This window comes from Paludibacter sp., from assembly GCF_009712605.1.
GTDB lineage: Bacteria > Bacteroidota > Bacteroidia > Bacteroidales > Paludibacteraceae > Microbacter.
The window spans coordinates 321,762-344,057 of sequence record NZ_WASO01000014.1 but is presented as its reverse complement, the minus strand read 5'-3'; the positions used below and the strand labels follow the sequence as shown (position 1 = coordinate 344,057).

The following is a 22,296-nucleotide window of genomic DNA, read 5'->3' as shown; positions in this document are numbered from 1 at the left end:
GAATTTTTTCTGCAATTTAATTCTAAAGAATATGAGGCTAAAAGATTCGCATATAACCTGACTGTATAAAACAACAAAGGAGAAGTACAAAAAGCACTTCTCCTTTCTATTTATTGTCAAATCATTAACCGCATCGTGAATAGCCACACGATTTACAAGATAGGCATCCTTCCTGATAAATCAGAGTTTCCTGCCCGCAGTTAGGACACTGTTTACCTTCTATGGTCGTGCCATCCGGAATGTATTTTTTCAACGCTCTTTCAACCCCGTTTTTCCAGGTATTGATCGATTCGCTATTGAGTTGCAAACCGGAAACCAATTTTATAACCTGATCAATAGGCATTCCATAACGCAATACACCGGAAATCAGTTTTGCATAGTTCCAGAACTCAGGGTCAAATTTGTGCGAAAGGCCTTCTACGGTTGTTTTGTAACCACGTTTATTGGTAAACTGGAAGTCATAGCGTTTTGAACCGTCTTCCGACACATTTTTAATGATTTTGCCTTCCGTTACATTCTTAGGCAATAAGATGCCATCTTCGTCATCCGACAACCCGGTAAAGATTTCATACGGACGATCGTTCATGATGCCGACAAAAGCAATCCATTTTTCTTTGTTATTCTGGAAACGAACCACGTCGCAGTCTAGTTCCTTAGGACGAACTGACACTTCGGTATAACAGAAACATTTTTTATCTTTTTCCTGTTTTTCTTCCGTATCTTCGTCTTCCTTCTTCTTGTCTTTGCTAGCAGAAACAAGTACTCCGGCACGAGAACCTTCACGGTAAACGGTACATCCTTTGCATCCCGATTTCCACGCTTCAACGTATAAAGTTTCCACCAATTCTTCTGTCACATCAGATGGGAGATTGATCGTAACGCTAATGGAGTGGTCAACCCATTTTTGAATACGTCCCTGCATCTGCACCTTTTTCAGCCAGTCAACATCAGCAGAAGTTGCTTTGTTGTAAGGTGATTTTGAGAGCATTTCCTCAAGTTCTTCGTCAGAATAATGCTTGGTGGTAGGATAGCCATTTGCTTCCATCCACGTTACAAATTTGTGGTGGAATACAAAGTACTCTTCCCATGTATCACCCACTTCATCAACAAAGTCCACGCGCACTTCCGGATCGTTTGGATTCACCTTCCTGCGGCGTTTATAGTAGCATGAGAATGCGGGTTCAATGCCCGACGTAGTTTGCGTCATCATGCTGGTTGTTCCTGTTGGTGCTATGGTGAGGCAAGCAATATTACGACGTCCGTATTTAGACATTGCTTTGTATAATTCAGGATCGGCCTCTTTCAGTCTGTTGATATAAGGGTTGCCTGCTTCACGTTTGGTATCATAGATTTCAAAAGCGCCACGCTCTTTAGCCATTTCAACCGAAGAAGCATAAGCCGCTAATGCTACTGTTTTATGCACTTTTTCAGAGAAGTCCGTTGCTTCGTCTGTTCCATAAATCAAACCTAATGCGGCAAGCATATCACCCTCAGCAGTAGTGCCCACACCGGTACGGCGACCCATTGCAGTTTTACGTTTAATCTTTTCCCATAATTGTACCTCGGTCAGTTTTATGTCTTCGCTTTCGGGGTCAGATTTAACTTTCTCAAGGATCTTATCGATCTTTTCCATTTCAAGATCAATGATGTCATCCATGATACGTTGCGAGAATGCCACATGCTTTTTGAATAAATCAAAGTCGAAATAAGCATCTTTCGTAAACGGATTTACAACATACGAGTACAGATTGATTGCCAACAAGCGGCAGCTATCATAAGGACACAATGGAATTTCGCCACATGGATTGGTTGAGACGGTTTTAAAGCCCAAATCAGCGTAACAATCCGGAACTGATTCTTTGGTGATAGTATCCCAGAAAAGCACACCTGGTTCTGCCGATTTCCATGCATTGTGGATAATCTTCTTCCACAAAACATTGGCATCAATTTCTTTAATGACAGCCGGATTTGCCGAGTTAATAGGATATTGCTGATTGTAAGGAGTATTATTTACAACAGCCTGCATGAAATCATCGTGCACTTTTACCGATACGTTAGCACCGGTTACTTTTCCCTGCTCCAGTTTTGCATCAATAAAAGATTCTGAATCAGGGTGTTTTATCGAAACGCTCAACATTAAAGCTCCGCGACGACCATCCTGTGCAACCTCGCGGGTTGAGTTGGAATAACGCTCCATAAACGGCACCAAGCCGGTAGATGTAAGAGCAGAGTTCTTAACCGGAGAACCTTTGGGGCGGATATGAGAAAGGTCGTGCCCTACTCCACCACGACGCTTCATCAGTTGAACCTGTTCTTCGTCCAACTTAATAATAGCGCCATAAGAATCGGCATCTCCGTCGAAACCAATTACAAAACAATTTGAAAGTGATGCAACCTGAAATTCGTTTCCGATTCCGGTCATAGGACTACCTTGAGGTACGATATACTTAAAGCCTTTCAAAAGGTCAAAAAGTTCGTCGTGCGACATCGGATTGGGATAATTTGCTTCTATACGTGCAATTTCAGATGCAATGCGATGGTGCATGTCATCCGGGTTCTTTTCATAAAGATTGCCGAACGAATCTTTGAGTGCATATTTAGTTACCCACACGCGTGCGGCCAACTCGTCACCTTGAAAATATTCAAGGGAGGACTGAAATGCTTCATCGTAAGAATAAGTTTGCTTTTCCACTTGTCAAAAAGTTTTAATTATAAGGCGTTTATTGTTCAGTTGTATTGTTCGATTTTCAGAATACAATGATACAACAGATTATTCGAAAAGAAAAATATATCGGCTACTATTTTTCCAAAGTTTTCCAAAAAAAAATATATCTATCAGAATATTAGATATATAAAATTTTTACATTGTAAAAAAGTTATCCAAAAAGAAATCCGGGTGTAGATTTACGAATCTGCAACCGGATTATAATCATACATAATAAATAAAACATTATTTAATACTAAAGCAGCTGCGAATAGCAAATAAATCTATATAAAAATTCACCAGTATCACAGAAGGATCAGTCTAAAAACATATCCTATCAGCTAATTATCATTCGCATGTTTGTGTATACGACAGACTTTTAAAACAATTCCCGAAATAAAAATAGTTCCGGAATTGACTATTGAGCAAACCGGATATCCGAAATTTCAATGCAAGGGGTAGAATCAAAATCGAGCATAGCATTTATCAATCGAGCAGAAAGAAAATGATTCAGATCATTGACCTTAATTTCGCAGCTAAAAATTCGTTCTTCCCTCAATAGTCGTTGGCGTTGTGTTCCATTGAGCAGAAAAGTAGATGGTGTAATCCATCGTTTACCGTCAAAAAACGCTATATTAGAAAAAGTAGTGTCGGTAATATATCCATTTTTAATGATGAGAAAATCTTCGTCAGGCGCATGCGCAGGTAAGTTTTGAAATGCGCTTCTGTCTACGTATTTGTGCGTATAATCGATGTCGTTTTTTTCTATCAGATATAGCGTATTAATCTGACGGGGCGTGTAAGATTGGCAATCTACAGAATGAATTGAGTCAGAATAAACAATCCGGCATTTTGCAACCCCTTTGATCTCTTTATCAAATAGTTGATTGGGTAGAATGATGGGGCTCTGAATGCCGAATAGAGATCTTCTCGAATCATTCATTCTGTTTATATGGTCTTCCAAATGGCTGGGACACCCATTTTCAATTTTAATACTTTCCAGTAGCAGGCACATATACTTTAGCTTTCATTTCGTTATACTCATCGTCCAGATTACTCTTGGCTGTAATTCCACCTCCACTCTTAAACACGAGACCTTGTTCCGTTTCTTCAATAAAACGAATCATTACGGCACTATCAAGACTACGACCATCGAAAACGCCAAATACTCCTGAATAATAACCTCTATGATAACTTTCAGTATCCAGGATAATTTCAGTAGTTTTTATCTTTGGCGCACCAGTTATTGAGCCAGCAGGTAGCATCGAAAAAATTATATCTCCCAAATGCTCCTTATAATCTGCATGCAAAACACCGGCAATTTCAGAACTTACCTGCAAAAGAGCTCCTTCCTCTGTAACCACTTTATCAATATATCTATAACGGGTTACTTCTACGTTTTCAGCTATCACGCTAAGGTCATTGCGTAAAAGATCAACCACACAATTGTGCTCTGCCTTTTCCTTTTCGTCGTTCAGAATTTCCTCCACTGCATTGGGAAGGCTGGCATTAATGGTTCCCTTCATGGGAAATGTCTTAATGCATCCATTCTCTATCTGCACAAACGTTTCCGGCGAAAAACAAACAAAATGATCTTTATACCAAAGTCCGTATTTTGATTTTGATGCGTGAAAAATATGATTCGTTGAAGTATTACATTTTATCGGGGTCTGGCAGGTTAGATTAACCACAAAACTATTGCCACGACGTATTTCAGAGATGACTTTCTCGAATTGACCTGCATATTCATCTTTTGAAATCGGGAACGCTTCCATTTCTATCTGACGATCGGATAAAATGTTCTTAGCATTAGAAAATAACGGAGTCTTGAAAAGAAGCTGTTGCTCGTTTACTTCATCAAGAGGAAGAATGATGGGCTTTTTTTGCAGAAAATCAATAATAAACAGAAAAGGACGTCCTTCTGATCCCCAGGAATTCATTTTATGAATTGCGGCTTCTTTTGTAACCGTATTTATTCTGTTCATCCTTATTCTTTATTGCTCTACAAAGGTAATGAATAAGCCAGTTCAACGGAAATGATTATAAATTTGATGCAACAGAATTATTGCAAAAAAATTATCAATTAAGAGTAAAAAATCATTAATCCTATATTATCTTTGTGATATAAATCCATTAAAAAGCCGGTAATAAAGAGCTTAGAGAAGCTAATAAAAACCGTTTAAGTATCTTTCGGTCAATAAATACCGAATAATCTAAAGAGAAAACCCAACTGAAGGGCGTAAGATTAATTTGATTAGGCATACGAATCATTTCAATCTTACAATGATGAAATTCTATTTTTTTGTCATCTTATCGTTGATCGCCATCGGATTTATAAGTTGTAACAGTGATCTGCCAATACCCAACAATATCAATATAGTTGGCCGATGGATTGCAAGAGATATAGCAGACACATTGACATTTGATTCAAATACAGGTGTCGTCTACCATTCAAATGCCAGTTTCCACAATGAACAATATCAATATCAACTGAAAGGAGATTCCATAACGTTGATATATGCCAGTTCGGAAGATTATTATTCACCTCCGACTACACATCTTTATTACATGAATAAAGAGTACTTATCTATTGACTTTAAAAACGCGAAATGTTATGGCTTTCCTCAAAAAGTCATCAACTATTTGCGGTTTAACAACAACTAACCAATATTCAGATTATTGCACCAATACTCTTTGCTGAATGAATTTTTTCAAAAGTATATCCGGACAAATACAAGGTAAATCTCTTCGTCAATTGGTTGCCAATTTTCGAAACGAATATATTTCTAACGGGATAGTAGAATCAGATCTTAAAGAAAATCCGATAGACCAGTTTGAAATCTGGTTCAATGAAGCTGTAAGCAACAAACTACGGGAACCCAACGCCATGCACCTGGCAACGGCCACTCCCGATGGGAAACCATCCGGACGAGTGGTTTTGTTAAAGGGATTTGATGAGCGCGGTTTTATCTTCTACACCAATTACTCCAGTCGTAAATCGCATGAACTTGAGGCTAACAACCATGCCTCACTTACTTTTCTGTGGATTGAATTGTATAAGCAAGTGAGAATAGAAGGTCTCGTTCATCGCATTCCTCCAATAGAAGCCAACCATTATTTCAGCAGTCGTCCAAGAGGAAGTCAGATCAGCGCATGGGCTTCGATGCAGAGTCAACCAGTGAACAACAGGCATGAATTGGAACTGCGCATGGAAGATATTGAAAAAGAGTTCAGTGGGAAACCGGTGCCTCGTCCTGAAAACTGGGGAGGATATTGCCTTGCACCGTCAAAAGTGGAATTTTGGCTTGGAAGATCCAACCGATTGCACGACAGAATACTATACGAACTTCAGGCTGATAATACATGGACTAAACAACGTCTTTCTCCTTGATTTTATCGGCATTTCAATAGCCAAATGAAATCAAAAAGAGCTTTTCTTGCCATTCCATGCAATGGCGGAACATTCGTAACCGAAGCTATAAACCAACTAAAATCGAGTTTATCGGACTATAGCATCAGGTGGATATCGACGGACGATCTTCATCTGACACTTTTCTTTTTCGGGCAGATTTCCGTACAACAGGTTTCTTCCATACAAGACACCATTTTTACCATAAAAGACAATTTACAGAGCTTTACCTTTGTTATTGATTCGACGGGAATATTTTATTCGAAACATAATCCACGGGTACTCTGGCTGGGAGTTGAAAGATCAGACAAGCTGATTGCTATAAAGAATGGGATCGATCAGGCGTTGGCTTCAATCGGTTTTTTCCCCGATAAACAGCCTTTTGTTCCCCACATTACCGTTGGCCGGTTTGCATCCCATCAGATAGCGCCTACGCAGCTTATCAATACAATTAACGAAATGACCAACATGACACCAATAATTTGTGACGCACAATCAGTCATTTTGTACGAAAGCATTTTATCACCCGACGGTTCGCAATACAAACCAATTGAAATATTCAAACTAAACGATTCCGCATTGGAGAAATGAACTTAGTTCAATTCTGTTCGGAAATCGAACGTTATATTCACCATATAAAACCACACTCTACATGACCAAAAATCGAATATCGTTGTACATCATTCTGTTGTTTTGCTTATTACTAACAGCAAGTTGTGCCCACAAAGAAGTTGTGGATGCGTGCCTTAAAGGGCATACTTATGGATTCTGGGGCGGGTTGTGGCATGGCATCATTGCTCCTTTTGATTTCATAGGAATGCTGTTTCGAAAAGATGTCACTATGTATGCCCAAAATAATAACGGTTGCTGGTACGCTTTTGGCTTTTTAATCGGCAGTGGCGGTTGGGGCATTATTGGAGGGAAAGGTATTTTTGGAAAAAGCAAACGCTGTTGAAGAATACAATCTTCATGTAATCATTATTAATGACTTAACTCACATATTATGAACTTCTTTAAAAGAAAAACAAGTTGGTCGAATGCTGAGTTTGTGGTTTTCAAGCTCGCCATTGCAAGTGCTTACATTCTGATTGGAGCCTATTTTCATCATTACATTCGTTTGGCATGGCTTCCAATCCTTGTCCTATTCTTAGTCTCAGTGGTATGGACATTAATTTTATGGATCAAGAAAATGAAGCAAAAAGATTCTATGTGATATCTTCATTCCATAAACAATGAATCTACCCAGGGCACAAGAGTTGTCTCAGAATAACAGCAACATTTTGTTACCGAAAGAGCATAAAAGACGCACCGAAAATGTGTCTTTTTCTTTTTGAAAAATACCATCACCTATTTGACGAACTATATTTGTATGTATAACTAAGTCTGAAAGTGGCACAACCGGATCACACCGCCCCTATTGCTACACGAATCGACATAGCTGTTCTAACATCTAAATATTTCTGATATGAAACCGACTGAAGATCTGAAACAAGAACATAAAGCAATCAAAACGATGCTTGGGATTATGACCCGAATTGCTGATGACATTCGGAATGGTAAAGAATTTGACGTAAAAGATATTGAAAACATTGTCTATTTTTTACGGGTATTTGCAGATAAATGTCATCACGGAAAAGAAGAGAACGTACTTTTTCCGGCATTAATCGCCTCTGGAATGCCGGCCGAAAACGGACCTGTATCCGTTATGCTTCATGAACATACGTTGGGCCGAGGTTACATCAAAGAAATGAGCGATGGAGTCGAAAATTGGAAAAATCACCAGGTGACTGCTGATAAGTTGATTGCAACGGCAATGACAAACTACGTCACATTGTTACAAAATCATATTATGAAAGAAGAGAATGTGCTTTTTATGATGGCCGACAGAATGCTGGCTGCAGCAGGACAAGCAGAAATTGCACAGCGTTTCGAGCAAATTGAAGAGGAAGTTGTGGGACATGGAGTACACGAAGAATTTCATCAACTACTGGATGAGTTGCTTATAAAATACCCTGAATAAATACGTATCGACGAAAATCATCGGAGCATCAAACCACAAAAGAGATGAAATACCTGATAACGCTTTGTTTTTTGCTCATCATACAAACGAGTTTTGCAGGGCCACCGTTCAGCACTGATGATCCGGAACCTGTGAAATATCGGCACTGGGAATATTATGTTGCTTCGATAAATCTTTTCCAATCCGGTTTTGTCAGCGGAACATTGCCTCACATAGAAGTTAATTATGGCATAATTCCTAACGGGCAGTTACATGTTCTGCTGCCATTAAATTATAATATGCAGAAAGGTAACGCGTTGCAATACGGATATGCAAACAGTGAAATTGGCTTTAAATATCGCATATTTGATAATAGCCAAAGTACATTTCAGATAGGCACTTTTCCCATTCTTGAAATTCCGACAATCAATAATCAGAATTTCGGCAATAACAAAGTGCAGATATATCTCCCGGTGTGGATACAAAAATCGTGGGGTAAATTAACAACTTACGGTGGCGGCGGCTATTGGATCAACCCCGGAAATAATAATAAAAACTGGATGTTTACCGGGTGGGAAATGCAATATGATTTTTCAGAACGGATAACAATAGGTGGAGAATTGTACTTTAAAACGGCCGATACAAATGACGGAAAACCATTTTTAGGAATAAACCTGGGAGGCATGATTAATTGCAGCAAGACCTTTCATGTAATTTATTCTATAGGTCACAGCATTACACACGACAACACATTCATGTCATATCTGGGTTTATTGTGGACCATTTAGGCAAATCAAATAAAACTTAAACATGAAACCCGATAAAGAACATACCGTTGAAGCTTATGCCGGCACATTGTGGGAAGCTCAGCTCATACAGAGCCTTTTGGAGAATGCCGAAATTGAGTCTTATCTGGTAAATTCTCTTTTAAATGCATATGCTTTTAATCCTTCTATCGCCGGAAATGTCAAAGTAATGATTTCGAGTAACGATATTGACAAAGCAACGATTATAATCAATGACTATTACACCCACAAAGGAGAGGAGGATGCCATGGAGGAATAGTCTAATACAATACCGGGTCTATGCGTAAATTAATATTTTGTACAACACTCCTGTTTTCAGTTACATTATTACAGGCTCAGAAGACTTACCACGGGTTACCCGTTATAACTGCAAAAGATTCCATAGCCGACTACCGTTTGGGAGATGACTGGTATGAAAGCAAATGGAGAATATCACCTCAAATAACAACCGACACCCTTATCATTCAATGTTTTTTACCTGTAGAAGATTTTACTTTTTACACAGACAAGGACAGCATTCAAATCTGTCTTCATCCAGGTCAAGTGTATCCATTTTTTGTATTGCTCAACGACACGTCATATGCCAAGACTGTGATCCGGGCAATTAAACCACATTTTACAGCCTTATCCTTTGATTCTGTTGCATCGCCGTCTGTTCATCTGATTTACGAGAATAACAATCAGAATTCCTATCTGATTCAATTACACGACAAATATCGCATAGATCGCCTTGTAAAAGGAGCAGAAAGTGATTCGGAACGAGCCCTGAAAATTATACACTGGATTCATGGCTTGTGGAAACATGATGGCTACAATGCCGCAGAGAAAAAGGACGCCTTGTATATTCTCGATAAAGCAGAAAAAGGAGACAATTTTCGTTGTGTTGAGTTTGGCATAGTTACGGCGGCATGCCTGAACTCAATCGGGCTAAAAGCAAGAGTGCTCAGTCTGAAAGTAAAAGATGTGGAAACCAGATTATCCGGAGCCGGACACGTTGTCGCCGAAGTATATCTGAATGACCTGAAAAAGTGGGTACTACTGGATAGTCAGTGGGATGCAATGCCGATTCTGCATGGAATTCCTCTTAATGCCGTTGAATTTCAGAAGGCCATTACAGAACATTATTCCCAGCTTGAAATAAGCTCGTTATCTGGAGTAAGCAAGCGCATGTATACCAGCTGGATATATCCATATCTTTACTATTTTAATTGCCCACTCGACAACCGGGAAGGCGTGGATATCGATAAACTTACCATTGACGGCAAGAAAGCGCTGATGCTGGTGCCTCTGGGAGCAAAAAATCCCACTATTTTTCTGGCTAAATACAAACTGGATTATTGCATTTATACCCATTCGCTTAGCGATTTTTATGCTCCACCTTCGTCTCACTGATTTTGAACTTCAAAGGAGTAACTACCGGAGTCTAATTCAAACAATGATTTTCCATTGTCACTTTTCAGAAAACGTATTCCCTTCGCGGATTTAGCAACAGTTCCGCTTTCATTGATCCGGCTGATGTCTGATACGTTTAGACTGAGTGTTGCAGAGGTATTTGCAGGCACCGTAACCTTGTAGATCGTTTTCCCATTTTCCTGCCTCCAGGAACTCTCTATCCGCCCGTACATCGAATCGTAATATCCTTCTGCATGAGTCATTATTCCGTCCGGATCGGGAGTTGGCCGGAGAATAAAATGCTTGAACCCGGGTGAATTTTCATCACGCTCAATTCCTAAAGAGTAATTATACATCCATGCGCCTACCGAGCCAAACGAATAGTGATTAAAGGAATTCATGCTATTATTGCCTCCGAAACCGTTGTCCAGCGTATACGAATTCAGTCGTTCCCAAATGGTAGTAGCTCCCTGTTTTACCGGATAAAGCCATGAAGGATAGGTCGTTTGCTGAAGCAACCTATAAGCCATAGAATCCAATCCATTATCTGACAATACTTTACTAATCCATGCAGTTCCCACAAAACCTGTCATCAGGGAATACGGTGGTCTAACAACATTTTTATCGTCTTTAGCTTCATGACTGATATTCCGAACAAGATGGCTGATGGCGGGTTCTTTGTTTGAATCGTTCAGCAGGTTTAGTGCCAGAGGAACTACATACGACACCTGATTATCACATATTTTTGGAGGAAATAACTGACGCGTTTTCTTTGTCTCCGGGTCAATATAAGTAGCATTGAAATACTGTTTGCGTTTTGCAAAAAGTGTAGCGAAAGTACGAGCATCTTCTTCTTTGCCAAGAACTTTTGCCATACGATGCATTAAATCCAAATCGTAAGCATAGTAGGCATCCCACACAAGATTATTTACCCCAACAGGACCGATCAAATTACCTTCCGGACTCAACCAATCTGCCAACTGACCTGTAGTTGTTACAACGGTTTTGGCATCGATATTTCGGTTCAAATAGTCGACGTAACGTTTCATAGCATCGTAATGTTCTGCCAACATGGAGCTGTCTCCGTATTGAAGGTACGATTCCCAGGGAACAGTAATACCGGCACTACCCCACACGATGCCTCCGAAACCGCCGCCTATAGGAGCCACATCCGCAAAACGTCCGTCGTCGTACTGAGTATCATGCAGAGCGAGTACATGCCGGCGAAGGAACTGAGGAACCATTCCCATGTAAGTAGCTGTACGTGAAAAAACCGAAATATCGCCACTCCACCCCATTCGCTCGTTGCGTTGCGGACAATCAGTGGGGATAGACAGAAAATTACCCTGCATTGACCAGCAAATGTTTTCCCACAAGCGATTAACATCCGGATTGGAGGTCGTGTAATGAGATATTATTTTTTGAACGGAACTCAGGACTTTGCCTGTAACTGAAGAGAGAGGTAAGGGCTTATTCAATCCGGTAATTTCGATAAATCTATAACCGTGAAAGGTAAAATGAGGCTGGAATGTCTCTTTTCCTCCTTTACAAATATAAATATCCTGAGCCAGCGCTGCCCTTATATTCTCCAGCATGATCATATCTTTATTCTTGCTGTATTCCTTCATGTGGGGATATTGCATTTCCGCAAACCGAAATGTAATTACATGGCCTTTTTTATACCCCTCCAAACGAATGCACGGTACTCCTACCATATTTTGTCCCATATCATAGACATACACACCGTGGCGAACTTCACTCGCACTTTGAGCCGTGAGTTCGTTGACCTGTTTGACATTGTCTCCGATCTGCCCTATCAGTTCTGTCCGGTCGGGATTGTGGAAAACCAGCATTTTCTCAACAGTCGCCTGATGATCTTTTTCAGTCAGAGAGTCCTTATAAGTTGTTCCGTCAGTCAACACCTCCACAGCCTTGCTCCACTCCGAATCATCATACTTCGAAGTCGTCCATTTTTCAATCAATTGCTCTTTCGTCGCATCGTATACTTCGCCCTGAAAGAAACTTCCGTAACGTACCGGTCCGTTGGTAAAATATTTCCACATGGACGGGTCGGAGGTGATTGTTTTAGATGTGCCGTCATTGAATCGGATTACCATTTTCATCAAAAGAGATTGGCGGTCGCCGAAGTAATTCCAATTGACAGGCAAGTAGGACAAGTTACCGCTCCACCAGCCTTCTCCCAACATTACTCCTACCGCATTTTTGCCCTGTTGTAACAAAGAAGTCACGTCATAAGTCTGATAAAAATGAGTTTTATCGTATTGTGAGAGTCCAGGATTAAACCAGTCGTTCCCCACCCTGTTTCCGTTAATCCATAGTTCGTAAATACCCCTTGCCGTTACGTATATACGAGCTGATCGGATTGTTTTATTGCCATTGTCAAATGTAGTTCGCAACATCGGCATTGCATTTCGGGTAGGATCGGCTACGAGAAAACAGCCGTGCTTATCGCCGGAAAGCACTATAGAACGATTTTTAATTTCAATGTTTGTTTTGCCACTTTGAAGATCTTTGGCAAAAATTCCTTCGTATTCACCGTTATCCGGAATATCTTCCGCAAATAAAACACTGGAAGGACTCCGGTAATTCCTGATTTGCAAATTCGAAAAGGCAGCTTTCTGGTGTTTCTCCAGCATAAAACCCACGTCAGCCACCATCGGGAATCCGATATAATCGCCACCAACTCCCATTGGATTTACCTGAATCCCGAAAGGAATGTAAGCATTATGATTTGCCAGCTTTGGAATCACAATCTTTTGTCCGTCAATCTCAAAATTCAAAGTACCGACCGATGACTCGACCAGGATGGTATGAGCAGCATACACATTACCAACAGTGATAATTGATGTTGGAACAACTACAGAACCAATAGGTTTATCCTTTTTGTCTCCGGGGTGATATCCTGCCCGATAAACCTTTATCTGAGCAAAAGCATCTTCTTTATTGATAAGACCTGAGCAGTCCAGTTCCACCCTGATGTAAGACGCATTTAGTTTATTGGACAGATTAAACACATTCTTGTTTTTATCCATCAACCGCTTATCGTTCGCACCAAACACGAGAGATGCCTTCGAAGAACCGGAAGCGGCATCGAGCTGAATGGTACAGCCAATCTTGAATACCGAGAAATAGTGAGAATAGAATGGAATTTGATCGCCCGCACCTCCAATCCATTTTGCACCATTCCAGGCCTGTAGAGAAGGATTCATTAACCCCGTTTCAAACCACGAATCAGCCGTAAGCTCTTCATTTTTTTGATTCCAAACAGTCAGATGCCAAGTGTAACGCGTTTCGGCCTGTATAGGAGTCCCGCGATATTCTATATTCAGAGAAATGCTGCTTTCCTGTTTTCCGCTATTCCAGACCATATTGCCATTGTCGTCATTGACCACAATTTGATACGCTTTCTGAAAATATCCCCGCTCATTACCTTCGACCTGCATTTGCCAGCTAAACCGGGGTTTAGCAACATCAATACCTATCGGTGAAGATGTGTATTCCGTAAGCAGGTTCGTGATTTTGCAAAGATGAGTTGATTGGGCAATAACCACCGAATTAACAGGTAGGTATAAGAGCAGAAACAGTATTGCCCGGCAGCAGAAAATTGTAGTGGCGCGTTTCATTTTGGTACAGATTAATAAACAATACTCGACCTAATGAGTTACTCTCAAATATAGTTATTTTTCGATAAAATATATTCTGATTTTTACATTAAAATTGCTGTTATTTGCTGACTAATTAATGAACCGGAAACAATTCAACATTCAATAATAAACTGCCCGAATGATAAATACCATCCGGGCAGAAATGAATTCATTATTATCCTAAACTTGCCAGTACTTTTGCCAATCTACAAATCCCCACTTCAATCTCATGCTCGTTGGAACAGGAGAAATTCAGCCGACAGGTATTCACGTCCGTTTTGCCGACGTAGAAAGGATTTCCGGGCACAAAAGCCACGTTCTCTTTGATGGCCAGATCAAACAATTTCATTGCACTCTGACCTTCGGGCAACGTCAGCCATAAAAACATTCCGCCTTCAGGACGCGTAAACTGTATCTCCTTCGGAAAATACTGTTCAATGGCAGAAATCATTGCATCGGCCTGTTTGCCATAAGCCCGGCATATTTGCGATATGTGCAGATCGATATCATAATCACTAAGATACTGATGTACCAACCGCTGCGTAAAATAATCAGTATGCAGATCAGCTGCCTGTTTAGCAATGATCAAGCGTTCCATCACATCATCAGGAGCCACTATCCAACCCATGCGAAATGCCGGAACAACCGTTTTAGAAAAGGTTCCCAGCAATATAGTTTGCTCAGGCAAATAATGGTAAAACGAGTTTTTCTGTTCTCCCCTGAAGCGAATATCACCATACGGATCATCTTCTACTAAGAACATTGGTTTTCCTTTGCAGGTTTCGGCAACTTCTCGCCTACGCTCTTCCGTATAACTAATGCCGGAAGGATTCTGAAAATTAGGAATCAGGTAAGCCATACGGGGATTTTCCGTATCAATTTTCTGTTTTAATATTTGCGTATCAATACCTTCGTCGGTGAGTAGAACCGTTACAAATCGGGGATGAAAGATAGAGAAAGCCTGTATAGCGCCTAAATATCCGGGCTCTTCCATCAACACGGCATCACCTTCGTTGATAAAGATTTTCCCCAACAAATCAAGTCCCTGTTGCGAACCGTTTGTAATAAGAATATTCCGTGGATCGATCTTCAACCCTTTGCGTGCATAGCGCTCTGCAATCTTCTCACGCAATGGCAGGTAACCTTCCGTATTGGCATACTGGAGAATATTCCGGTCCAACCCGGACATCAGTTTCGCTGCGCTCGCCTGAAGTTCTTCTAACGGAAATAGCGCTTTGTTGGGTAGTCCGCCTGCGAACGAAATTACTTCGGGCGAAATAGCTACTTTCAAAATTTCACGGATAAACGAACGTGGAACTCCTTCCATGCGAGTGGCAAACCTGCCGGTTGATGATACATTCATAAGACAAAAATTATAAAAGTGAATATAAAAAGAAACCCCCTTCCGGTATTTACCGAAAGGGGGTTGAATATTTTGCGCAGCACAAAACTATCACCTTCGGCAAATCCAGGGGATTCCGATGATAATAATAATGACCGCGATAATGTTTAGACTAATTCTCATTTCCAATTTTTTAATTGCCCGAAAGCATGATGCAAAGGTAGAAATTTTGTTTTAAAAAATCATTATATTTAATCAAAACAAGAAATCTATTGGCAGAAATATGCCTTTTATTTGTCTCCCCGGAATCTTTTCAGTTCGTCGGAATAGAATTTAATCTGATCAGGCGCATTTTGTTCCGTTGCTTGTTTAAGTGCCAGTTCTTCTTTCTGAATGGCCTCTTTTTTATTTCCCAAATCGAACAGAATATGTGCATAAGTATCGTTAAAAGCGTGCGTATCCGGCTTATTATCCACTGTTTTCTTCGACCATATCTGGGCCAGCTTCAATGCATTGGTATCCTTAAACTTTTTATAGTTTTCGTAGACAGTCCAACTTACATCATTCAGGTCCCAAACTGTAAACTTGTGCGCTGTGAATAGAGTCGATGTCATGTTTATCAATTTATCCCATGCTTCTTTGTTCGTTTTATCGGCAGAATAGCTCATCCTGGCCTTACGAAATTCATTGATCAGTTTCGCTTTTGCAAAGAGTGCAGTATCTATTTTCGACAGTTTTTCATACTGGCTCTCTTTTCCCGGACGGGCATAATATCCAAACAGACTGGTAAGCTTACTATCTACAGCTTCCTGTCCGAATTTCTTTTCGTATTGAGTTTTATTTTTGATAAAGAAATTGAACGAATATCCTTCAATATCCTTCATAAAATAGGAAAACAACTCCCATGAAGTTGGCGAGAACCGGACAGAGTCATCAACGAGCGAGAAATGCTCGTCTATATATTTCGTATCTGCATTTATATTGCAGGAGTAGTAATTTTTCAGGGTTTCCTGAGAGCGATCTCCATGATTGATTTTTTTCTGCAGTCCGATCAAATTTTTAGTTGAATCCAGTGCCGCTTTTCCTGTCTCCAAAAAAAACGATGCAGGACCGGATCCAAGAGCCATATGCACAATATTGCCATTTCCGTCAAGAAAGAGATAAGTAGGCCAGGCATGTATGTTGAATTTTGCAAAAATTCCTGCATCCACCTTATTAATTTTATCACAATCCACTTTCCAGTTCAGAAAGTGCTGATTAAAAAAGGTTCCAACTTCGGGTAATGGAAAAATATTCTTTGCCATATACTTACAAGGTCCGCACCAGGAAGTGTAACAATCGACAAAGAGAAGTTTGTTCGCTTGTTTGGCTTTGGCTAAAGCCGATTGCAACGTTGAATCACCAAGAAACTGTATCCCCTCATTCTGAGCCGACAGAGAAACAGATACAGCTGCAAAAAAGATTAAAATGATTTTTCTCATGATGGTAAGATTATTTGATTAAAAAAGCACGCTAATATTTTAAATGATTATCTGATATGTCACCAAATTGAGTCTTATTTCGTCTGAATTGGGAATCGACATAGTCAAAGGCATTACTTTTAGTATCGTCCGACCTTTCAGGTCGTGTGGGTTCAAGCTATGCTCGCGCGCAGGCCACAGACCTGCGGTTATGAAAATGAGGCTTTTCAAGCCATTAGGCAAAATATCAGATACTCAGAATGTTTTATCTTTCAACATATTGAGTAGTAAATCAGTCTGGTATCTGTAATCTATCAGCCGGGCTGCCCCACTTCCCGTATTTCCACACTGGTATTTTCGCCCAGCAGTATCGGACATTTTTCAGCAATGCGTGTTGCATCATCCACATCTATTGCCCGAATAAGGATATAACCGGCAACCGAATTCCGGTCGGCTACATAAGGACCTTCAATAACCTCGTTACCACGCTTTAGTACGCGACCTTCTCTGGAAAAGTGGTTACCTCCGTCGACCAGTTGTCCTTTATCTTTGATGAAACTTATCCACTCCGTCCATTGTTGCATATACCCGTGCATCTGTTCAGCTGTTGGTTGGGCTTCTTCGGTGATTATGTCCATCCTGAATATTAATACAAACTCTTTCATCAGCAAGACAATTATTAATGAGGAATCCGTTCTTCCAGCACTTCGTTTGAGGCTTTATCGAAATAGGTACAGAGCATATCGTCCAGACTGACAAACCATTTTTCGATACCCGTTTCAGCACAATGATAACAAAAGGTATAAAAGTCGGTCTGGCCTTGCTGATGGATTTTCAAATAGTGAATAAAACGTTTTCGATCGCATTCATCATTAATAACCAGTGCATCGTATTGAGGCAATGATTTGGCTTGAAATCCTTCTTCCCCGAAATAAATAGTATGCCCATCGTTCACCCAGGTTTCAAAAGCCGTAACGCCCATTTGCCTGATTTCTGCAATATATTTGGGAAAGTCGGCACCCGACTTCACCTTGCTGTGAGCCTGTTCAATCTGATCTACTGTAAACATAGTTTTTAGATTTAGATGAGTTGTGTAATTCGTCACGCAAGATAAGCTATTATTTAGTCAATATCTTCAAAAACAGGAGACTTTAGAGTTTTTTATTCACTAAGAATGTATCTGCTAACCGGAATGAATGATTACAATGAAATATTTAGGTCTTTAAAAGAGCAAGTTGTTCCCTCATACCCGACAACCAATCTCCATTTGGGTCGGATCCGCCCAGCATCCCCAAACAACCAAGGCATGCGCACGGGGGGGTACGAAAGTATTCGCTGTTGCATAGCAACAAAGTGAATATAGGGGCAATACAAGCTAATATTTTGTAATACGAACTATTATCATAGTAATATATTAGCAACTGTAGTTTTGTCTTAATTAAGAGAAGAATCCGCTTTTCTAATTACTAATTTCATATCCAAATCAACCAATCTTAAAGCCTCGTTCTGTTTATTCAATGAATCAATAGCAACTTCAATCTCAGGTTTGGATAGGTTCTTCTTTTTTAATTTTTGATATAGTGATTCTGATAAATTTACTTCAAACTCTGCTTTCATTTGTTCAAGCATATGTCCATAAGTTATATTCTTCTCAGGGAAAGCAATAGCATTAAATGCATTGTGCTTTTCAATGAAGCCTTCAAGATCTTTTTGAATTGAAAGCGAAAGCGTCTGATTTGCCAAATATAATTTAAGAATTAATCTTTTCCCAGATTTCTTATTTTGTGAAAGAAAATAAATTATAAAGGCGACTGAAATTGAAGTCACGGTATACCAGAATTCTGGCTTTCCAAAAATATTCATACTCCTTGTTTTAATTTTTTATTCTAATTCAACTTTCCTCTTATAAGGCAGTTTTTCTTAATATGACTAGTAACATTATATGTGCAGTTATATCCCGAAAATAGAAAGTCGTTTTGCAAGTATATTTTATGAGATACTATACAGCACAGGAGATCAGTTATTTCCTGCCTCAAAACTACAAATTTCTTTTCGTTAAATGCTTATTTAGGTTAATATTATTTTTATTACCAACAAAAAAAGCCCCGTCCTATTGAGGACTGGGCTCTATACATCATTTGGAAAATTGTATCAGGAGACAGGTAAGAATGAACTAAGCACAAACTCAACCTGTGTTATTTTTCTTTTATGTACCGGATAAATACTCTTTTATTGTATTGATGATCCGAATGGGAGAATCGGCCAGTACCATATTTACCAGCCAGTCGGGCAAACCAGTACCGGGGTCTATATAAAATTCAAGCTCCATGCGGGAACGATTGTTGTCGATGGGCCAAATCTTACACTCTTCCCGAAAATCTTTAATACGGACGTAATCTCTATTTTCTACAGTTGTGCCACGAAATGGAACGGAAGTCAACCGGCGTTCTCCGGTTGCACTGTTTATCGAGGCTGTGATGTTCATATACAAATCTCTGTGCTTAAAGGGCCAGGGCAAACGGTAAACCAGGTATAATTGAGCTAAACGGTCCTTTTCGTAATGCAGCACTTTCAATTGAGTAACATCTTTTGTCCACCAGTCGGTTTGGTGTACATTTTCGAGCATAGCAAAAATCTTTTCGGCCGATATTGGCAATTCTGCAACTCCCTTGAAATATTTCAATCCTTTTCCCGCTTCATGGCGAGAATACAATTGTACCCCATGTTTTTCTTTGATAAACTTCCAGTTCTGAGCTGAAGTCAGAAAAGGGAAAAACATGATCGACAAACACAATATTATGAGGTAATTCCATTTGTTTTTCATTTCAATTTTCTCTTTAGAGTACAAAGATAACTCATGAATACAATTGCTGTCATCAATTCAGGAATAAATAACGCAGGCCTTACCTTTTGGCCAGATCGTCATACAGGCATTGCAGAAAAGCCTTCCCTTTGGTAAATTCCACCGAAGTTGGATCGCCGTATACCACCTTTTTCTGAGCATGGTCGTACACCACTTCGCGCTGCGGGGAGGCGAAGCCGAATCCGTCGACAAAGTCAAAGAAGCCGAACTGCGGATTATTGCGATTCAACAGGTTTTTACTAAAGGTAAAGGCCGAATGATCGATTCCCAACTGGTAAAGCAGGGTAGCAGCCTGATCAATCTGACTACCGTAACGATCGACCTTCACGGGATGCCGCACTGCCCCACCCGCCCAGATAATGGGAATTTTGTATCGGTTTGGATCAGTGTTATCTATTGTTGCCGGATAACGCATGGCATGATCGGGGACAAACACCAGCAGCGTATTTTTCCAAAGTGGCGATTTCTTAAGTTCATTAATAAAAACGCCCAAACAACTGTCGGTATAAGCTACCGAGTTGAGATATGGATCTTTGAGCCGGTGCATCGGCACTTCAAACGGCTCGTGACTACTGAGGGTCTGCACAACAGTAAAGAATGGCTGGCGGGGCGGATGCTGCAAATCGGTTAACACTCTGCGAATCAGAATATGATCGGGAGCTCCCCATTTTGACATTCGCTCTTTGAGTGAAAAATCCTTATCCGAAATAATTTTGTCGATGCCCGAACTCATCAGATAAGAGCGCATATTGGTAAAGTCGGCATCACCACCATAATAGTACGAACAGGCATAACCCGCATTTTTCAATGATTTCTGAATGGATGGCAGGCTCTGACTTTTCACCGGATACTTCATTATCGAGGTGGTAGGCTGCGCCGGATAACCGCTCAGGTTGGCAATAATTCCCCTATCGGTGCGGAAACTATTGGCATAGATATGGGTAAAAACCACCCCTTCTCCGCACAAGCGGTTCAGGTTTTGTGCCACAGGAAGGCCTCCCAATGACTCGAAATCTTTCGACATGAAACTCTCAAGAATGAAGAAGATAACATTAGGGCGTTGCTGGTTCAACAACGAAGGAACGGAATCGGCTGCAATAGGTTTTTCCCGTAGTTCGGCGAATATACGATGTGCCTCTTTGTCGTTCATAAAACGATATTGTTGTCCGAAATCATTTTCTGCCCCGAAAGAAGCCATAAGGTTGAAGACCGGATTGACGGCTGAATGATTGAGAAACAATACGTTGCTAAAATAGGCATTCCCCACGTTCATGGTTGATACGGAAATGCCGCCCCGAATGGGAATAATCAGCATGGCCGTAAGTAACGTCATAAAAACGGTATAGACCACGCGACGTACGGGCACCTTCGGCATTTTTTGATACAAGCCGAGTACATAGCGACGGAAAAGCCAGTAAGTACCCGCAAAACAGAGCACCAAACAAACAACGCCCAAAATCAACATCCATGTTGATGCACTTGCCAACGCATCTTTGGGCGATTTCAGGTAAAACAGCGGTGTAGTATCGATGCGAAACCTCCAAAAGGAGTACAACACAATATCGACCAGAAAAATAAGTGCTATAACAAACAACACCACCATACCGTAGACATTCACCGCTGGAGCAATATATTTACGATCCGCCCAGATGGAAGCTATAAGCAGCAAGGCCGGAATAACGACGAAATAACCTGCCGTGGAAATATCCATGGGCAATCCATGCCAAATCACGGCAAACCAGTCGCCAAACGACGCTTTAGAAGACTGGTCCCAGTGGTAAAGCATAAACAGCGGTTTCTGCACTACAAAAAGGAGAATAAAGAAGAGATAGCTCTTAAGAAAGGTAAAAAGTCTTGAACTCACGGCACGTTTTTTTAACTGGAAGTAGTTTGTAACAATTCTACAAACAGTAATTTATGTGATTTTTTAATCTTACCTTTGATTTATAGCGTCAACAGGTAAGATACATATAAAGATTAAACCCAAAATTAATCAATAGAAAAAATTTATGTTGATTAATCGACGATTTTTGCAGATTACCTGCAAAAATGTCGGGGTTAACCCTGACAAAAATATTATTTTTCGTCAGCCCTTCGGGCAAATTCCGCTATCGCGGAATTTGGGTTAAAGGCATGTTCGTATGCCGGACGACAAACAAACACGCCATTTATAGCGAAGCATAGCAATTCAGACAACCATTGAGAGGTTGTGCATCATATGTCTTAATACATCCTGAAAGACCACCAGTTGACCTTCATCAATATTCTTCATTGCATGTGAAACCATGTCAGAGACAATGTGGTTCACCTTTTCATAAACAAGCATTCCTTGTTCGGTAATGCAAATACGTTTCTTGCGTTTGTCTTCAGCATCTGCAATTCTTTGTACAAGGCTTTTATTTTCCAGACGATCAAGCAGGCGTGTTACGTTAGGCTTGTCTTTCTTTGTCAGGCCGCACAGAGTTTGCTGTGTTACCATATTTTGTTTCACAAGACAAGCAAGTATGGCATATTGCTCAGACGAGATGGCAATACATTCGCGGGCAAATGCCTTATAGAAAGGACGCTTTATTTTATCTCCCACTCTACCGGAAAGAATATTGAGTACGGTTTCGTATTCTACTACAGCTTCCATATTTTTAGTTCAATTTTAGAT

General features: G+C 40.3%; 20 protein-coding genes. 8 read left to right on the top strand and 12 right to left on the bottom strand.

Features of this window, described 5'->3' with window-relative positions:
• Positions 1-124 precede the first annotated feature (124 nt).
• From F8N35_RS11725 to F8N35_RS11715, 3 genes are all read right to left on the bottom strand, one after another.
• Positions 125-2,692, bottom strand: coding sequence for an adenosylcobalamin-dependent ribonucleoside-diphosphate reductase (locus F8N35_RS11725; RefSeq protein WP_293053159.1), 2,568 nt, complete (start codon positions 2,690-2,692; stop codon positions 125-127).
• Positions 2,693-3,122: 430 nt separating this feature from the next.
• Entirely contained in the window at positions 3,123-3,719 is a 597-nt protein-coding gene (locus F8N35_RS11720) for an aminotransferase class IV (RefSeq protein ID WP_363928381.1), read from the bottom strand.
• Positions 3,694-4,680: an aminodeoxychorismate synthase component I gene (locus F8N35_RS11715; RefSeq protein WP_293053654.1), complete on the bottom strand. Its 987-nt coding sequence runs from the start codon at positions 4,678-4,680 to the stop codon at positions 3,694-3,696. The genes F8N35_RS11720 and F8N35_RS11715 overlap by 26 nt, the downstream gene beginning before the upstream one ends.
• Before the next feature lie 307 nt (positions 4,681-4,987).
• On the opposite strand from F8N35_RS11715, the gene F8N35_RS11710 reads away from it, so the two are divergent.
• From F8N35_RS11710 to F8N35_RS11675, 8 genes are all read left to right on the top strand, one after another.
• A complete protein-coding gene (locus tag F8N35_RS11710; RefSeq protein WP_293053153.1) occupies positions 4,988-5,368 on the top strand; it encodes a hypothetical protein in 381 nt (126 codons plus the stop codon).
• A gap of 37 nt (positions 5,369-5,405) precedes the next feature.
• On the top strand, positions 5,406-6,095 hold the full coding sequence (gene pdxH / locus F8N35_RS11705; RefSeq protein WP_293053150.1) for a pyridoxamine 5'-phosphate oxidase: 690 nt from the start codon (positions 5,406-5,408) through the stop codon (positions 6,093-6,095).
• A gap of 24 nt (positions 6,096-6,119) precedes the next feature.
• Positions 6,120-6,704 (top strand): RNA 2',3'-cyclic phosphodiesterase, encoded by a 585-nt coding sequence (gene thpR, locus F8N35_RS11700; protein ID WP_293053147.1) that lies wholly within the window; start codon positions 6,120-6,122, stop codon positions 6,702-6,704.
• A 61-nt stretch (positions 6,705-6,765) separates the two neighbouring features.
• Positions 6,766-7,068, top strand: a complete 303-nt coding sequence (locus F8N35_RS11695) for a hypothetical protein (protein ID WP_293053146.1) — start codon at positions 6,766-6,768, stop codon at positions 7,066-7,068.
• Between the two features lie 510 nt (positions 7,069-7,578).
• Positions 7,579-8,133 carry a hemerythrin domain-containing protein gene (locus F8N35_RS11690; RefSeq protein WP_293053144.1) on the top strand — a complete coding sequence of 185 codons (555 nt, stop codon included), beginning with the start codon at positions 7,579-7,581 and terminating at the stop codon, positions 8,131-8,133.
• A 44-nt stretch (positions 8,134-8,177) separates the two neighbouring features.
• On the top strand, positions 8,178-8,900 hold the full coding sequence (locus F8N35_RS11685; RefSeq protein WP_293053141.1) for a hypothetical protein: 723 nt from the start codon (positions 8,178-8,180) through the stop codon (positions 8,898-8,900).
• Between the two features lie 22 nt (positions 8,901-8,922).
• On the top strand, positions 8,923-9,177 hold the full coding sequence (locus tag F8N35_RS11680; protein WP_293053138.1) for a DUF2007 domain-containing protein: 255 nt from the start codon (positions 8,923-8,925) through the stop codon (positions 9,175-9,177).
• 20 nt (positions 9,178-9,197) lie between these two features.
• Positions 9,198-10,310 (top strand): transglutaminase-like domain-containing protein, encoded by a 1,113-nt coding sequence (locus F8N35_RS11675; protein WP_293053135.1) that lies wholly within the window; start codon positions 9,198-9,200, stop codon positions 10,308-10,310.
• Here the strand turns inward: F8N35_RS11675 and F8N35_RS11670 are convergent.
• The 9 genes from F8N35_RS11670 to F8N35_RS11630 form a co-directional block, all read right to left on the bottom strand.
• Positions 10,304-13,954, bottom strand: a complete 3,651-nt coding sequence (locus tag F8N35_RS11670) for a family 78 glycoside hydrolase catalytic domain (protein WP_293053132.1) — start codon at positions 13,952-13,954, stop codon at positions 10,304-10,306. The genes F8N35_RS11675 and F8N35_RS11670 overlap by 7 nt on opposite strands.
• A 196-nt stretch (positions 13,955-14,150) precedes the next feature.
• Positions 14,151-15,338 (bottom strand): PLP-dependent aminotransferase family protein, encoded by a 1,188-nt coding sequence (locus tag F8N35_RS11665; RefSeq protein ID WP_293053129.1) that lies wholly within the window; start codon positions 15,336-15,338, stop codon positions 14,151-14,153.
• Between the two features lie 269 nt (positions 15,339-15,607).
• A complete protein-coding gene (locus F8N35_RS11660; protein WP_293053126.1) occupies positions 15,608-16,798 on the bottom strand; it encodes a DUF255 domain-containing protein in 1,191 nt (396 codons plus the stop codon).
• 293 nt (positions 16,799-17,091) lie between these two features.
• The gene (locus F8N35_RS11655) at positions 17,092-17,442 is read right to left on the bottom strand and encodes a YciI family protein (protein ID WP_293053123.1); all 351 of its coding nucleotides are present in this window, start codon (positions 17,440-17,442) and stop codon (positions 17,092-17,094) included.
• A gap of 14 nt (positions 17,443-17,456) precedes the next feature.
• Entirely contained in the window at positions 17,457-17,846 is a 390-nt protein-coding gene (locus tag F8N35_RS11650; protein WP_293053121.1) for a DUF1398 family protein, read from the bottom strand.
• Positions 17,847-18,211: 365 nt separating this feature from the next.
• On the bottom strand, positions 18,212-18,640 hold the full coding sequence (locus tag F8N35_RS11645; RefSeq protein WP_293053117.1) for a hypothetical protein: 429 nt from the start codon (positions 18,638-18,640) through the stop codon (positions 18,212-18,214).
• Between the two features lie 343 nt (positions 18,641-18,983).
• Positions 18,984-19,556, bottom strand: coding sequence for a hypothetical protein (locus F8N35_RS11640; protein ID WP_293053114.1), 573 nt, complete (start codon positions 19,554-19,556; stop codon positions 18,984-18,986).
• 124 nt (positions 19,557-19,680) lie between these two features.
• Positions 19,681-21,504: an alkaline phosphatase family protein gene (locus tag F8N35_RS11635; RefSeq protein WP_293053112.1), complete on the bottom strand. Its 1,824-nt coding sequence runs from the start codon at positions 21,502-21,504 to the stop codon at positions 19,681-19,683.
• Between the two features lie 324 nt (positions 21,505-21,828).
• Positions 21,829-22,275, bottom strand: a complete 447-nt coding sequence (locus F8N35_RS11630) for a MarR family transcriptional regulator (protein WP_293053110.1) — start codon at positions 22,273-22,275, stop codon at positions 21,829-21,831.
• Positions 22,276-22,296 lie beyond the last annotated feature (21 nt).

Bases quoted from the DNA above. Each gene is read 5' to 3' on its own strand.
- F8N35_RS11685 (WP_293053141.1), top strand. From the start codon at position 8,178: ATGAAATACCTGATAACGCTTTGTTTTTTGCTCATCATACAAACGAGT.
- F8N35_RS11720 (WP_363928381.1), bottom strand. From the start codon at position 3,719: ATGTGCCTGCTACTGGAAAGTATTAAAATTGAAAATGGGTGTCCCAGC.
- F8N35_RS11710 (WP_293053153.1), top strand. From the start codon at position 4,988: ATGATGAAATTCTATTTTTTTGTCATCTTATCGTTGATCGCCATCGGA.
- F8N35_RS11650 (WP_293053121.1), bottom strand. From the start codon at position 17,846: ATGTTTACAGTAGATCAGATTGAACAGGCTCACAGCAAGGTGAAGTCG.
- F8N35_RS11655 (WP_293053123.1), bottom strand. From the start codon at position 17,442: ATGAAAGAGTTTGTATTAATATTCAGGATGGACATAATCACCGAAGAA.
- F8N35_RS11660 (WP_293053126.1), bottom strand. From the start codon at position 16,798: ATGAGAAAAATCATTTTAATCTTTTTTGCAGCTGTATCTGTTTCTCTG.
- F8N35_RS11630 (WP_293053110.1), bottom strand. From the start codon at position 22,275: ATGGAAGCTGTAGTAGAATACGAAACCGTACTCAATATTCTTTCCGGT.
- F8N35_RS11640 (WP_293053114.1), bottom strand. From the start codon at position 19,556: ATGTTTTTCCCTTTTCTGACTTCAGCTCAGAACTGGAAGTTTATCAAA.
- F8N35_RS11690 (WP_293053144.1), top strand. From the start codon at position 7,579: ATGAAACCGACTGAAGATCTGAAACAAGAACATAAAGCAATCAAAACG.
- F8N35_RS11645 (WP_293053117.1), bottom strand. From the start codon at position 18,640: ATGAATATTTTTGGAAAGCCAGAATTCTGGTATACCGTGACTTCAATT.
- F8N35_RS11675 (WP_293053135.1), top strand. From the start codon at position 9,198: ATGCGTAAATTAATATTTTGTACAACACTCCTGTTTTCAGTTACATTA.
- F8N35_RS11680 (WP_293053138.1), top strand. From the start codon at position 8,923: ATGAAACCCGATAAAGAACATACCGTTGAAGCTTATGCCGGCACATTG.
- thpR (WP_293053147.1), top strand. From the start codon at position 6,120: ATGAAATCAAAAAGAGCTTTTCTTGCCATTCCATGCAATGGCGGAACA.
- pdxH (WP_293053150.1), top strand. From the start codon at position 5,406: ATGAATTTTTTCAAAAGTATATCCGGACAAATACAAGGTAAATCTCTT.
- F8N35_RS11695 (WP_293053146.1), top strand. From the start codon at position 6,766: ATGACCAAAAATCGAATATCGTTGTACATCATTCTGTTGTTTTGCTTA.
- F8N35_RS11665 (WP_293053129.1), bottom strand. From the start codon at position 15,338: ATGAATGTATCATCAACCGGCAGGTTTGCCACTCGCATGGAAGGAGTT.
- F8N35_RS11670 (WP_293053132.1), bottom strand. From the start codon at position 13,954: ATGAAACGCGCCACTACAATTTTCTGCTGCCGGGCAATACTGTTTCTG.